Source organism: Novosphingobium aquae, from assembly GCF_037572715.1.
Taxonomy (GTDB): domain Bacteria; phylum Pseudomonadota; class Alphaproteobacteria; order Sphingomonadales; family Sphingomonadaceae; genus Novosphingobium; species Novosphingobium aquae.
In genome coordinates this window covers 79,101-91,819 of record NZ_JBBHJY010000010.1, presented here as the reverse complement: position 1 = coordinate 91,819, position 12,719 = coordinate 79,101, and the positions used below count along the sequence as shown (strand labels likewise).

Here is a 12,719-nt window from a genome sequence, read left to right as displayed (position 1 = left end):
TCCGCCAAGGGGACATCGCCGCCCCGGCGCAGGTGCCGGGAGGGGCTTATTGTCTTCCGATGTCGGAAAGTGAAGGCCAGTTAGCGACTGGGCGTAACTTTTGCAAGACGGGCGATGCGCCAACCTGTGCCGCTGGCCACACCTTGCGCGCCCGGGGGCAGCGCGGAAGGCGGTGTGGTCCCGACGTACCATAGGTAATCGGCTCCCCTGGCGGGCGCAAAGGCGGACAGGTCAGGCGATTTGCCCGTCGCAATCAGCACCCGCTGCGAGGGATCGACCGGGCCGCCATCGATGCGCGTCAGGGCATGAACCCCCGGCACCGCAAAGTCCGAATTGGTGACCGCATCGCGCCGCACCGTGGCGAGCGCGAAGACATGGCTCGATCCGCCCTGCGACCAGGCGAAGGGATCCTCCGCCCGCGCGCCGGCAATCACCGACCCGCGCGGCAATTGGTCGACTGCGGCCATCATCTGCGCGGTCTGCGCCGATCCGGCGAACCACGCGGTCGTCGTCAGCGCCAGCCGCAGCACGAAGGGCACTGCCGCCGCCGCCAGCACCCAGCGCGGCACGTTCCACCGCGCGGCGAGCACGGCGCAGGCCAGCGCTACCGGCACGAGACGGTAATCGGCAAAATCTCCACCGCCCAGATGTCGCGGCATGACGAGGCTGAGCGCCGCGAAGATCAGCGCTGCGCGGCCAATCCGGCCATCGACACGCCCCTGCCGCCATGCAATCGCCGCAACGCCGACCAGCAGAACCACCGTCAGCAGGTCAAGCTGGGCCGACTGATCGCGCAGGGCCATGATCCAGTTCGACACCTTGTCGACCAGCACGCCATCGCCCCACGACGTGCCGCCCTTACCCGAACCGGCAAGCAGCGTCAGCAAGGCCGGCGGCCACAGCGGCCATGTGCGCGCAATTGCGGCGAGGAAACCACGCCGTTGCCACTCATGCCCGAAGACCAGCACGCCCAGCACGCCCCATGCTGACAAGTGGCACAGCCAGACCAGCGGCGCGATCACCAGAAAGGCGTGCGGACGCCAGCGCCTCCCCTCGAAGGCGACCCAGCCGGCGAAGGCGAAAAAGGCCAGCGCCAGTCCCAGCCCCCAGTTGACGAAACCCATCAGCACCGAAGGCGACCACACCGTCACCAGCGCGAGCAGTCCGCCAATGCCCACGCGCTTGTGCAGCACGCGGTCGACCGTCAGCAGCGATGCCGCGAGCAGCACCGGCACCAGCACGGCGATAACCCGCCCTGCCGCTTCCAGTCCGAACAGTTTCGCCAGCGGCCAGACCATCAGGTCGGCGCCAAGGTTGGGAATCCATTGCCACGTGAAGCCGTAATGCCGCTGCAGGTGCGCGCTGGCATCGAGATTCAGCATTACGTGCCAGCGCGCAAGGTGCGCCGGATAGTCCGCCATTTGCGGATAAGTGGCCACCAATGCCGGCAGAGCGGCGAGCAGCGAAAGCACGGCGATCGCCAATGACGCCCGCCGCTCCGCGATCATTTCGGTGCCTTGACCGCTGGCACCAGCAAGGTTTCAGGCTCGGACAGCACCGGCTCGGGGTGGTGCATCCGGGCGAGGAAGGTGTTCTGCGTGCGGAAGATGATTGTTGCCCCCTCTGGCATGCCGATCGGCGGCCTGGCGCCATAGTACCAGAGGAAGTCGGCCTTGTAAGCCGGGGCGAAGTTGCGCAGGTCGACCCGCTGGTGCCCCCGCAGCAGATAACGCTGCGATGGGTCGGCATAGGACCAGCCCGGCGCCTTCACCTGCAGCATGTGCACGCCCGGAATCGCGAAATTGCAATTGGTCAGGGCATCGCGCCGCACCGTGGCATAGGAGCCGATGTGGCCATTGGGCGGGATCGGCCAGAGTCCCGAAATTTCCTCGAAAGCATAGGCGACACGCGCACCGCGGGGCACGAGATCAAGCGCCCTGACCATCTCTGCCGTGGCCAGCGAATGGCTTTTCCACGCCAGCGTGGTCACCGCGATACGGATGAGGAACGGCCCGGCGGCCAGCGCCATCGAGAATGCGGGCGGGCGAAAGTCGATGGAGAGCAGGCCCAGCATGATCGCCACGGCCACGAGCCGGTAATCGGCATAGTCACCGCCGCCCAAATGCCTTGGGACTACCAGCGCCAGCAGCGCCAGCAGCAGCGCCGACCATGCCAGCCGCCCGTCGAGCTTCTTCGTAAACAGCGCCAGTACCGGCAGCGCCACGAACAGGCAGACCGTGGCAACATCAAGATAGCCCTGCTGGTCGCGCAGCGCCGTCTTCCAGAAAATCCATTTCGCGGTCAGCGCGCGGCGGCCATAGCTGAACGATCCCGGCGCCTGCTGCCCGGCCAGAATGGTCGGCACGATCGGCAGCCACAGCGGCACCGTGGCCAGCACCGCGCGCCAGATCGATTCGAAACGGCTATGACCGGCCACGTGCAGCCGGTGGCATTCATAGGCGAAGACCATCACCCCCAGCACGCCCCAGCCCGACTGGTGGCACAGCCAGATGATCAACCCGATCGGCACGAACACCGCACCGCGCCACTTCTTCCCTTCGCTCCGCACCCAGAAGGCAAAGGCGAACAGTACCAGCGCGAGGCTGAGCGTGAAGTTCATGAAGCCCATCAGCAGCGCAGGCGACCAGATCGTGCCCATCGCCAGCAAGGTGCCGATTCCCACCCGCCCACGCAGCGCGCGCTCGACCGAGATCAGGCCGAGCCCGGTCAGCAGCGGGATCATGACAAGGATGATCTTGCCGCCGGTTTCCAGCCCGAACAGCGCTGCCAGCGGGAAGATCAGCAGGTCCGCGCCCAGATTGCCCGACCAGGCCCAGCGGAAGCCGTAATAGCTATCGAGCACCGGGTTGGTGCCGCGTTCAAGCATGACATGCCAGCGCGCCAGGTGCGCCGGATAGTCGGTCATCATCGGATAAAGCGTCAGCAGCGGCGGCAGCGTCGCCACAAAAGCCAGCAGAACCGCCGCCCAGTACCACGCATCACGCGGGGAGCGTTGGGGTGTTCCATATTTGGGGAAGGCAGACGCCATCGATCCTCGCGGGTAGTCACTGGCGGCGCACCGCCGCACGGGCGGCGGGTTTCCGGTTCCATCGCGAACGACGGAAAATGGCAGGAGTGGGGGGACTCGAACCCACGGCCCTCGGTTTTGGAGACCGATGCTCTACCAACTGAGCTACACTCCTGCAGGCGAAGCGGCACTTAGATGGCGAGCGCGGGATTGGCAAGGCGTTTGGGTGGATGCGTGGGAAAGGTTTCTCGATGCCGCCCACCAACCGCCACCTGTCGCCCGCCCGTCCGCCATGCTAATCTCACCCCATGCACGCCCCCGCCGGCCTGATCGAGCCTGAGCTCCTGATGCTCGCCTATCGCAGCGGGATCTTTCCCATGGCGGACAGCCGTGAGGATACCGAGGTGTTCTGGGTCGAGCCGCGGCGGCGGGCGATCCTGCCGCTGGATGGCTTTCACCTGTCGCGCAGTCTGGCCAAGGTGCTGCGGCGCGGCACGTTTGAGGTGACTTGCAACCGCGCTTTTGCCGAAGTGCTGCAGGCCTGCGCCGGGCTGCGCCGCGATGGCGGGGGCACGTGGATCTCTGCGCAAATCGAGGCGAGCTACAAGCGCCTCCACGAACTGGGCTGCGCCCATTCGGTCGAATGCTGGCAGGACGGCAAACTGGTCGGCGGGCTTTATGGCGTGGGGTTCGATCGGGTGTTCTGCGGCGAATCGATGTTCAGCCGGGTGCCCGATGCCTCGAAAGTCGCGCTGGCATGGCTGGTGGTGGCGCTGCGGCGCTCGGGCGTGACGCTGCTCGATTGCCAGTTCATGACGCCGCACCTTGCCACGATGGGCGCGGTCGAGATCACACAGGCGCGTTATCTGAAGCTGCTCAAGGCCGCCCAAAGCTACTCAGGTGACGGCGAGGCCTTGGGCGACGGCTTGGGCGCGGGTGCCGGCGCAGGTGATGGGGCGGCACTGGCGCTATCCGAAGGCTTCGGCGCGCTGCTGGCGGAGGCTGAGGCCTCTTCCTCTTCACCCGGGAACTTCATCGCGCAGTCCTTGACCCAGACATCATAGACCGGGTGTTCGACCACGTTGAGCGAGGGCGAATTCTTGAACAGCCAGCCGGAGAAGACCTTGCGCCAGGCCAGCGGCTTGCCGGCGGTTTCGCGCTCTTCGACATAGACCTGCACGAATGCGCCGGTTTCCTTCGGGCGCTCCCACGGCGCGGTGCGCTCGCAAGTGCCGAGCTTGACGAAAACATTGCCGAAGCGCTTCGATTCGCCGCTTTTCAGGACGATGTCCTGCTGCAGGTTGTTGCGCTTGTTGAGCAGGCCGATCGTCGCGACGCGGTCCTTCACCGGGGTGCCGAATTCGCTTTCTGCCATGCCCGAGGCAATGGTGACAGGGCCGGCCAGATCCTTGGGAACTTCAGTGGCGCGCGCTTCTGTGTCCTCCGTCGGCTCGCTGCTGCAGCCGGCCAAAGCGAGCAATGCGCCGCATAGCAGGCCGAAGCGCAGACTCACGCGTCGGGCGACCAGGCTTCGTAATCACCCGTGGCAGGCGCGCGCTTGCCGCCCTTGTCGAGCGCGCCCGCCGGCTTGTAGGCAGCGGCAGTGCCGGTGGCGTTGGGGGTGTAGTCCGCCTCCCAGATGCGCGGCGGCGGCAGGTGGCTTTCGGGCACGTCATCGTATGAATTGTGCAGCCAGCCGTGCCATTCAGAGGGCACGCGGCTGGCGTCATTCGCGCCGTTGTACAGCACCCAGCGGCGCTCCATCCCGGCAAAGGGATGGCCGGCCGGGTTGCGCTTTTTCGCGCGGAAATAGCGATTGCCCTGCCCATCCGTGCCGACGTGAACGCCGGTCATTGAGGAATTGAACAAGGTGCCGATGGTCGCGCCATCCCACCAAGTGAAGATCTTGCCGAGGATTCCCATGGGAAGGCGCGTTAGCGCCAAGCCGGGATTGCGGCAAGGGGTTGGGGAAAGGAGTTTACCACTCGACCTTATCGCCGGGCGCGATGCCAAGCTGCGCGGCGCGGCCACCGTTAAGTTCGAGCACGGCAATCACTCGCCCGTTCGAGATCAGCGGCGTCTCGTCATAAGGCACGGCCTGCGCCGCGATGTTGAGGATCTTGCGCTCCTGCCCGACGAAGATCAGGTCGAGCGGGATGACCGTATTGCGCATCCAGAACGAGGCCATGCGCGGCGGGTTCATCGGGAATATCATGCCCTCGTCCGCGCCCATTGCCGTGCGGAACATCAGGCCCCTCGCCTGCTCCTCGGCGGTGCCGGCGACTTCGACCTTGAAGGCGTGCTTGCCCTTCGCCGAAGTGACGGTGAGCGGCACCACGGCGAGACCCGAGGTGGGATGGCGGGTGCCGGCAGCAGGAGCGCTGGCCGCTGCATTGCCCTGCGCACTTTGCGCGCCTTCGCTCTTGCCCGACGAACAGGCGGCAAGCGTGACGGCCAGAACGGTGGCGAGTGCGGAAAAGCGCATCAATAATCCTCTTCCTCGCCGGCCCAGCGCTCGGCGGCATCGATGGAGGCGGCATTGACCAATTCGCGCGCCATGTCGAGGGGGTGGCCGGCGCGCAGCATGGCCGAGAGCTGCTTTTCGCGGACGGCCCGGTCCTGCGCCCTGTCTCCAAACGGACCGAACTTGCGGCGTTTGAGCAAGGCGAGAGCAGCGCGGCGCTGCTCGGTCTTGCCGGCGCGAACCTCCTCGCGCAGATCAGCAGCGATTCCGGCGGCATTCAGCGCCTGATCGACCCGCCGTGTGCCATAGCCGCGCCGCATCAGGCTGCCGCTCTTGGCACGGGCATAGACGGTATCGTCGACATAGCCGAACTCGACCATGCGGTTAACCACGGTTTCGATCGGCGGGGTCCCTTCCCCCTCCCAGCCGCGTTCGCGCAATTTGCGTTGTAGATAGGCCTCCAACTTGGCCGCAGACGTGGCAAAACGGGCGACATAGGACAGCGCCAATTCATCGAGTCGCGCGCCGTCCAGCGGGCGTGGCGGGTGTTTCTGGCGGGGGCTTTGCCTCATTTCGCCATATTCGTGCCACAAAGCTTACCGATTGGGGAAGCCCGCATACAGCTTAGGGGGACATGGCAATGCGCGGTTCATGCGGCACGCCTATAGGCGGTCCGGACTATTGCCTTGGTACGCAACAGAAAACGGGTACGCACGAATGACGGACACCTTGCTGGTGCCGACGCCGAACAACGACGATCAGCCGCAGCGCTTGGCCGATTTTCGTACCTTCGGCGAGGCCATCGACTATGCCGCAATGGGCAAGAAGGGGATGAATTTCCACGATGCTCGTGGAAATCTTGCCCGGGTCTATCCTTTTTCGGAACTGCGCGAAGATGCGCTGGTCGCCGCGCGCCGCTTGATCGCCAAGGGCATTGCCCCCGGTGACCGGATCGCCCTGATTGCCGAAACCGGCCCCGAATTCGCCGCGCTGTTCTGCGGCGCGGTCTATGCCGGTGCCTGGCCGGTGCCGCTGCCGCTGCCGACCAGCTTTGGCGGCAAGGAAAACTACATCGAACAGCTCGTCGTCCAGCTGCAAAGCTCGGACCCCAAGGTGCTGTTCTATCCCGCCGAGATTGGCGAGCTGACCGGGGCCGCCGCTGCCCGACAAGGTTGCGAAGGGCAGTCGTGGGAAGACTTCGCGCGGAGCGAAGCGCCCGATTGCATTCTGCCCGAAAGCAAGCCTGACGACATCTGCTACCTCCAGTATTCCAGCGGATCGACCCGCTTCCCGCACGGCGTTGCCGTGACTCACGAAGCCCTGCTCAACAATCTTGGCGGCCATAGCCACGGCATGAAGCTGGGGCCGGATGACCGCTGCATTTCGTGGCTGCCATGGTATCACGACATGGGCCTGGTCGGCTGCTTCCTGTCGATGATCGCCAACCAGATTTCGGTCGATTACCTCAAGACCGAGGACTTTGCCCGCCGCCCGCTGGCATGGCTGGACATGATCAGCCGCAACCCGGGCAATTCTTGCTCTTATTCGCCGACCTTTGGCTATGACATTTGCGCCCGCCGCATTTCCAGCCAGACCAATGTCGCTGAACGCTTTGACCTGTCGCGCTGGCGCATCGCCGGCAACGGGGCGGACATGATCCGGCCTGACGTGATGCAGAGCTTCGTCAACGCCTTTGCCGATGCCGGGTTCAAGGCCAGCGCCTTCCTCCCGAGCTATGGCCTTGCCGAAGCGACGCTCGCCGTCACCCTCATGCCGCCGGGCGAAGGCATCCGCGTCGAACTGGTCGAGGAAGAGCGCCTGTCTGGCTGCAAGCGCGACCTGTCGCGCCCGGCCCGCTACCGCGCCATCGTCAATTGCGGCAAGGCCGTGAAGGATATGGACCTCGAAATCCGGGGCGAGAAAGGCCAGGCGCTGGCCGATCACCACATCGGCAAGGTGTGGTGCCGCGGACCCTCGGTGATGCACTCCTATTTCCGCGATCCCGAGGCGACCGCCGAATGCCTCGTCGATGGCTGGCTCGATACCGGTGACATGGGCTACATGGTCGATGGCTATCTGTTTATCGTCGGCCGGGCGAAGGACATGATCATCATCAACGGCAAGAACCACTGGCCGCAGGACATTGAATGGGCGGTGGAACAGCTGCCCGGGTTCAACCACGGCGACATCGCGGCCTTCTCGGTCGAGAGCGAGAACGGCGAGGAAGTGCCTGCCGTGCTCGTCCATTGCCGCGTGTCCGACCCCGAAGAGCGCGTGCGTTTGCACACTACGATCCGCGACAAGGTGCGTTCGATCACCGGCATGAACTGCGTGGTCGAACTGGTCCCGCCGCGCACGCTGCCACGCACCAGTTCGGGCAAGCTCAGCCGGGCCAAGGCGAAGAAGCTTTACCTGTCGGGTGAGATCGAGCCGTTCAGGCTGTTGCAGGCGGCCTGATCAGCGCCAGCGCCTTAACATTCAGGCGAATTGTGCGGCCAGCTCGTCTTCCTGCGCCTTCCAGCGCGGCGCGCTTGGCAGGACGATGAGCATCAGTCCCCCAATGACGCAGCCGATCACGCCAAGCATCAGAAAGCTGTCGTAGCTTCCTGATGTGTCATAAAGCCGCCCGGCGAGCAGCGGCCCGAGCGCGGAGGCGAAGGTGATGATCGCCGAGATCGTCCCGTAGATCTTGCCGAAGTTGCGCATCCCGCCATATTCAGCGGCGAAGAACAGCGTGATGTTGGTCTTGGTGCCGATGGCATAGCCGTTCACGACCAGTGCGAAGATCACCAGCGGCATCGAACGCGCCCCTTCCATCAACGGCGCAAAAGCGAGCGCGCAGGCGGCCAGCGTCAGCCCGCCAACCCAGTTCGGGCGGAACCGGTCGAGCATCCAGCCGGTCGCCAGCTTGCCGATTACCGCCGCCACGGCTGAAACGACCAACAGTTGTGCAGCCTGCGCACGCGCAATGCCGCTCTCGGTCAGGATCGGGAACAGGTGGACGGAAAACCCTTGAGTCACCGCCATGACAATGAACGACGAAATCAGGATCATCCACAGAGCCGGACTGCGGACCGCCTGCTTCACGGTGAGGCCGGGCACTGCCGCCTTGATCTCGGCGGTTTCGCGCATCTGGTCGGCCGTCTGCGATCCGGGCTTGGCGTAGCCGTCCTTGAACAGGAAATAACAGATGACAAAGGTCATCGATCCCCAGCCGAAGGCCAGCCAGATATAGGCCTGACGCCAGCCGTAATTCTCGATCAGCCAGTTGCCCAGCATCGGCACAGTGCCTTGCGACACAGCGGTGCCGGCAATCACCAGCCCCAGCGCCAGCCCGCGCGAATGGGTGAAGCGGTGGGCGACTGCGGCGGACCAGACCGTGCTTTTCACCGTGACCAGGATCATGCCAAACACGACCCACAGACCGATCCACATCTCAGTCGATCCGGTCATCAGCCCGAAGCTCGCCATGCCCAGCGTGGTCAGCACGATGCCTGGCAGGGCCAAACGGCGCGATCCGTATTTGTCGATCAGGATGCCGAAGAACGGCGACAATATTGCGGTGACGAAGGTTGCCACGGCGAGGCCGGCGGACAGCGTGGTTCGGCTCCAGCCGAATTCCTGACCCAGTGGCTGCATGAAGATGCCCGCCGCTGACAGCATGACCGAGAACAGTGAAAAGCCGACCGACGCGGCGAAGACCACGCTCCAGCCCGACGCCCATTCCTCGCGCGCACTGGGTGCACCGGTTGCCATGCTTCATCGTCTCCCTTTGTGACCCGACGCTAGGGCAGGAACGGCGGATTTCAAAGCCCCGCGGTTACCTGTGCCTGGCACCATCTTGGCGGCGATGCCCAGGGGGTGCTCCTTTTGTCCGGAAAGAGACAAATTGGCCGGAAACAGATCGCCACCAGCCATGTCGCCGCTGGTTGAGGAAGCAGGGTCAGGCTCCCTGATCGGCTACCACCCACTTGCCGTCACGAAACCGGTAGACGTGCGGCGAGATGCAGCGCTCCGCGGCGTTGCAGTCTTCCTGCACCGCCTTGACCAGCTTGTCGAAGTCCGGCCCCGGCGGCGATAGCCCGACGATCACCAGTTGGTCCGTCGCTGCAGTGACGAACAGGTTCGGACCGGCCTTTTCGGCCAGCCACGCCCAATCCTCGGTCAGGCCGAGCATCGATCCCATGTACTGCGGCCCCTGAAAGCCGGTCCACTGCTTGGCGACAGCGGCAGCGTCGGGCACCTTGGGCAGCAGACTGCGGGTCTGCGGTTCGGCGATCAGCCAGGCGTCGTCCTCGCTCAGCCCCAGCTCCTTGAGCGCGGCGCTGCCGATCATTGAAACCGAATCCTTCGAATCCGCGACCAGCACCTTGAACAGATCGCCGCCAATCGGCCGGGCATAGGCGAGCTTTTCGCCCCTTTTCTTGCGGCCCATCTCCGCGATTGCCGAAACATAATCCTTGCCGCGCAAGACATAGCGCAGCGAACGCGCGGTCGGCTTGTCGCGCGGGGCGAGGGTCTTGGCGATGAAATCGGCGCGGGCGGCGGTGCAGTCTTCCTCGCTGGCCTGCTGGCAATAGCGCCAGATGCGGTCGAAATAGATCGTGAATTCGCTCTCCTTGCCCTTTTTCAGCACCACGAGCTTGAGAGGATCAACCGTATCGCGCCGCACTTCGCGGCCCGGCAGGGCTTGCTCAAGCCGGGCCGAAGCGTCCGCCGAGAACGCGTCGAGCGTGGGCGGCGCGGCCTGCAACGGGGTGGCAAGAAGCGATATCGGGAGAATGTAATACCAGCGCATTGCCCCAATGCTAACCTACTTCGCGGGCACGGCAAGCGGGCGGCGTTTCGGGTGAACTGCTTGCGCTGCGTGTCTTGTTTGCATAATACAGCTTGAACTGCGCCGATGATCGACCCATGTTGACTATCGCAACTGCCAAGGGATTCCGACTGACATGGCCACCAAGCCGACTGCCACTGCTGAACCGGTCCTCGAGCTTACCCCGCCCGATCCCGTCCCCGTGGTCGCGCCCGAAAAGGCCGCTGGCCTCGTCCCCGTCAGTGCTGAAAAAAAGTCCGCGCTTGAGGTCAAGGCCGAGACCTTCGTCGCCGACCTGATCGCGCAGGATGCCAACAGTCCCGAATTTGGCAAGCGGATCGACCAGCTGACCAGCATGGGCCGCAAGGAAATCGCCGCCGCCGCCGGTATGGCGAACCGCTTCCTCGACCGTCCGGTCCGCGCGATGGACAAGGATTCGGGCGTTGGCGCGAACCTCGCCGAATTGCGCAAGACCGTGGAAGAGCTCGACCCTGGCAAGAACGGCAAGCTTTCCACCGGCCGCAAGATCCTCGGCATCATTCCCTTCGGCAATTCGATGAAGCGCTACTTCAATTCGTACCAGTCGGCGCAGACGCACATCCAGTCGGTGCTGGGCCACCTTGCCTCGGGCAAGGACGAGCTGCTGATGGACAATGCCGCGATCGACGTGGAGCGGCACAAGCTGTGGGAGGCGATGGGCAACCTTGAACAGATGATCCTCATCGCGCGCACGCTCGACAGCAAGCTGGAAGAGGCGGCAAATGATCTCGACCATACCGACCCGGCAAAAGCGAAGGCAGTGCGCGAATCCGCGCTGTTCTACACCCGCCAGCGCACGCAGGACCTGCTGACCCAGATGGCGGTGACCGTGCAGGGCTATCTCGCGCTCGATCTGGTCAAGAAGAACAACGTCGAACTGGTCAAGGGCGTCGACCGCGCCAGCACCACCACTGTCGGCGCGCTGCGCACCGCAGTGACCGTGGCGCAGGCGATGACCAACCAGCGGCTCGTACTGCAGCAGATCACCGCGCTCAACGAGACCACCGCCAACATCATCGATTCGACCGGCACCCTGCTGAAAGAGCAGACCGCGAAGATCCACGAACAGGCCGCCAGCTCGACCATCCCGATGGAAACGCTGCAGCGTGCCTTCCAGAACATCTATGACACGATGGACAACATCGACACCTTCAAGGTGAAGGCGCTGGAATCGATGAAGCAGACTGTCACCACGCTGACCGCCGAGGTCGAGAAGTCGAAGGGCTACATCGCCCGCGCCGAAGGCGCTGCGCAGGCATCGAAGTCCGTCGAAGGCCCCAGCGTGCTGAGCCTGGAGGGCTGAGAACTTGTCCAGCCCTTCGCAGGAATCGGACCGCATCCTTGCCGGCGCGCGCCAGTCGCTGGATCACCAGCGCGCGGGTGGACGCCGAGTGGGGTCAATCGGCCGGCAATCGGCCGCGTTGAAGCGCCAGCACCTGCTGCGCAAACTGGGACGCATGGGCATGGCCGTGCTCGCCGTGTGGTTCGCGGCCATTGTCGCCGGGCTCGTGATCGACGGCATCGGCTGGACCGGCATCATCCTGACAATCATCGCCAGTTTCGTCGCGTTTGGCGTTTTTGCGCGCTATCCGAAGATGAAGGTCCCCTCGCTGGGCGATCTCAACAAGGGAGACGTCAAGGCGCTCGTCGGGCGCACCGAACTCTGGCTCGAAGCGCAGCGCCCCGCCCTGCCCGCGCCTGCCGTGCAGTTGGTCGATACCATCGGGCTACAACTCGACGCGCTGGGCAAGCAATTGCAGGAAATCGACCAGACCCACCCTGCCGCCGTGCAGGTGCGCAAGCTGGTGGGCGAACACTTGCCCGGCGTGGTGCAGGATTACCGCAAGATTCCGGCTAACCTTCGGCAGGAAGACCGCGCTGGCTCCAGCCCTGACAAGCAGCTGGCCGAAAGCCTCGGCCTGATCAGCGGCGAGATTGACTCTGTCACCCGCCAGCTGGCCAGCGGCGCGATCGACGACCTGGCGATCAAGACCCGCTACCTCGATTACAAGTATGGCTCGGGGGTCGAGGGCGAGGACACGCCCGCTCTCCCGAGGCCCTGATGCGCGTCGCCATCCCCCATGGCCTCGGCCGCGAAGAGGTACGGCGCAGGATGCAGAGCCGCGTGGGCGAACTCGCCGGTTTCATCCCCGGCGGCATGGCGCAGGTCGAACCGTCATGGCCGAGCGAGGATCACATGGACCTCGTCATCACGGCGATGGGCCAGCAGGTCGGCGCGAAGATCGATATCGAGGAGGCGCAGGTGGTCTGCACCATCGACCTGCCCCCGGCGCTGTCGTTCATCGAACCCCTGGTACAGGGCGCCGTCGAAAAGACCGGGCGCAAGCTGCTGACCTGAACAGCGCGCGCCC

12 protein-coding genes, 1 tRNA gene and 1 pseudogene are annotated in these 12,719 nt (G+C 64.7%); 5 read left to right on the top strand and 9 right to left on the bottom strand.

From position 1 onward, the window contains the following. Positions 1-80: 80 nt before the first annotated feature. The 3 genes from WG900_RS17430 to WG900_RS17420 all read right to left on the bottom strand — a co-directional run bounded on the left by WG900_RS17430 (position 81) and on the right by WG900_RS17420 (position 3,203). Positions 81-1,508: a hypothetical protein gene (locus tag WG900_RS17430; RefSeq protein WP_339969185.1), complete on the bottom strand. Its 1,428-nt coding sequence runs from the start codon at positions 1,506-1,508 to the stop codon at positions 81-83. Then, positions 1,505-3,049, bottom strand: a complete 1,545-nt coding sequence (locus tag WG900_RS17425; RefSeq protein WP_339969184.1) for a hypothetical protein — start codon at positions 3,047-3,049, stop codon at positions 1,505-1,507. Before WG900_RS17425 ends, WG900_RS17430 begins: the two co-directional genes overlap by 4 nt. Positions 3,050-3,127: 78 nt before the next feature. After that, positions 3,128-3,203 (bottom strand) — tRNA-Trp (locus WG900_RS17420). A gap of 133 nt (positions 3,204-3,336) precedes the next feature. Between WG900_RS17420 and aat the strand changes: the two genes are divergently transcribed. Beyond that, complete coding sequence (gene aat, locus WG900_RS17415; RefSeq protein ID WP_339969182.1) at positions 3,337-4,092, top strand: leucyl/phenylalanyl-tRNA--protein transferase; 756 nt, start codon at positions 3,337-3,339, stop codon at positions 4,090-4,092. Between the two features lie 35 nt (positions 4,093-4,127). Here aat and WG900_RS17410 read toward each other — a convergent pair. The 4 genes and pseudogenes from WG900_RS17410 to WG900_RS17395 all read right to left on the bottom strand — a co-directional run. Continuing rightward, positions 4,128-4,403: pseudogene (locus tag WG900_RS17410) on the bottom strand (DUF2155 domain-containing protein); the annotation flags it as partial. Between the two features lie 134 nt (positions 4,404-4,537). After that, positions 4,538-4,951, bottom strand: a complete 414-nt coding sequence (locus WG900_RS17405) for an NADH:ubiquinone oxidoreductase subunit NDUFA12 (protein ID WP_339969180.1) — start codon at positions 4,949-4,951, stop codon at positions 4,538-4,540. 55 nt (positions 4,952-5,006) lie between these two features. After that, positions 5,007-5,513 (bottom strand): DUF192 domain-containing protein, encoded by a 507-nt coding sequence (locus tag WG900_RS17400; RefSeq protein ID WP_339969178.1) that lies wholly within the window; start codon positions 5,511-5,513, stop codon positions 5,007-5,009. Then, entirely contained in the window at positions 5,513-6,064 is a 552-nt protein-coding gene (locus tag WG900_RS17395) for a regulatory protein RecX (RefSeq protein WP_339969176.1), read from the bottom strand. Before WG900_RS17395 ends, WG900_RS17400 begins: the two co-directional genes overlap by 1 nt. Before the next feature lie 145 nt (positions 6,065-6,209). Between WG900_RS17395 and WG900_RS17390 the strand changes: the two genes are divergently transcribed. Continuing rightward, positions 6,210-7,949 carry a fatty acyl-AMP ligase gene (locus WG900_RS17390; RefSeq protein WP_339969174.1) on the top strand — a complete coding sequence of 580 codons (1,740 nt, stop codon included), beginning with the start codon at positions 6,210-6,212 and terminating at the stop codon, positions 7,947-7,949. A gap of 21 nt (positions 7,950-7,970) precedes the next feature. On the opposite strand, the gene WG900_RS17385 is transcribed toward WG900_RS17390, so the two are convergent. Beyond that, on the bottom strand, positions 7,971-9,248 hold the full coding sequence (locus tag WG900_RS17385; RefSeq protein WP_339969172.1) for an MFS transporter: 1,278 nt from the start codon (positions 9,246-9,248) through the stop codon (positions 7,971-7,973). A gap of 187 nt (positions 9,249-9,435) precedes the next feature. Beyond that, on the bottom strand, positions 9,436-10,290 hold the full coding sequence (locus WG900_RS17380; RefSeq protein ID WP_339969170.1) for a hypothetical protein: 855 nt from the start codon (positions 10,288-10,290) through the stop codon (positions 9,436-9,438). Between the two features lie 154 nt (positions 10,291-10,444). On the opposite strand from WG900_RS17380, the gene WG900_RS17375 reads away from it, so the two are divergent. Genes WG900_RS17375 through WG900_RS17365 form a run of 3 tightly spaced genes read left to right on the top strand, consistent with a single transcriptional unit; the run spans position 10,445 to position 12,706 of the window. After that, a complete protein-coding gene (locus WG900_RS17375) occupies positions 10,445-11,650 on the top strand; it encodes a toxic anion resistance protein (RefSeq protein ID WP_339969168.1) in 1,206 nt (401 codons plus the stop codon). 4 nt (positions 11,651-11,654) lie between these two features. Then, complete coding sequence (locus tag WG900_RS17370; RefSeq protein WP_339969166.1) at positions 11,655-12,410, top strand: hypothetical protein; 756 nt, start codon at positions 11,655-11,657, stop codon at positions 12,408-12,410. Beyond that, positions 12,410-12,706 (top strand): hypothetical protein, encoded by a 297-nt coding sequence (locus tag WG900_RS17365; protein ID WP_339969164.1) that lies wholly within the window; start codon positions 12,410-12,412, stop codon positions 12,704-12,706. Before WG900_RS17370 ends, WG900_RS17365 begins: the two co-directional genes overlap by 1 nt. The last annotated feature ends 13 nt before the right edge of the window (positions 12,707-12,719 follow it).

Coding starts and splice junctions, on each gene's coding strand:
- WG900_RS17375 (WP_339969168.1), top strand. CDS start 10,445: ATGGCCACCAAGCCGACTGCCACTGCTGAACCGGTCCTCGAGCTTACC.
- aat (WP_339969182.1), top strand. CDS start 3,337: ATGCACGCCCCCGCCGGCCTGATCGAGCCTGAGCTCCTGATGCTCGCC.
- WG900_RS17390 (WP_339969174.1), top strand. CDS start 6,210: ATGACGGACACCTTGCTGGTGCCGACGCCGAACAACGACGATCAGCCG.
- WG900_RS17425 (WP_339969184.1), bottom strand. CDS start 3,049: ATGGCGTCTGCCTTCCCCAAATATGGAACACCCCAACGCTCCCCGCGT.
- WG900_RS17385 (WP_339969172.1), bottom strand. CDS start 9,248: ATGGCAACCGGTGCACCCAGTGCGCGCGAGGAATGGGCGTCGGGCTGG.
- WG900_RS17405 (WP_339969180.1), bottom strand. CDS start 4,951: ATGGGAATCCTCGGCAAGATCTTCACTTGGTGGGATGGCGCGACCATC.
- WG900_RS17430 (WP_339969185.1), bottom strand. CDS start 1,508: ATGATCGCGGAGCGGCGGGCGTCATTGGCGATCGCCGTGCTTTCGCTG.
- WG900_RS17395 (WP_339969176.1), bottom strand. CDS start 6,064: ATGAGGCAAAGCCCCCGCCAGAAACACCCGCCACGCCCGCTGGACGGC.
- WG900_RS17380 (WP_339969170.1), bottom strand. CDS start 10,290: ATGCGCTGGTATTACATTCTCCCGATATCGCTTCTTGCCACCCCGTTG.
- WG900_RS17365 (WP_339969164.1), top strand. CDS start 12,410: ATGCGCGTCGCCATCCCCCATGGCCTCGGCCGCGAAGAGGTACGGCGC.
- WG900_RS17400 (WP_339969178.1), bottom strand. CDS start 5,513: ATGCGCTTTTCCGCACTCGCCACCGTTCTGGCCGTCACGCTTGCCGCC.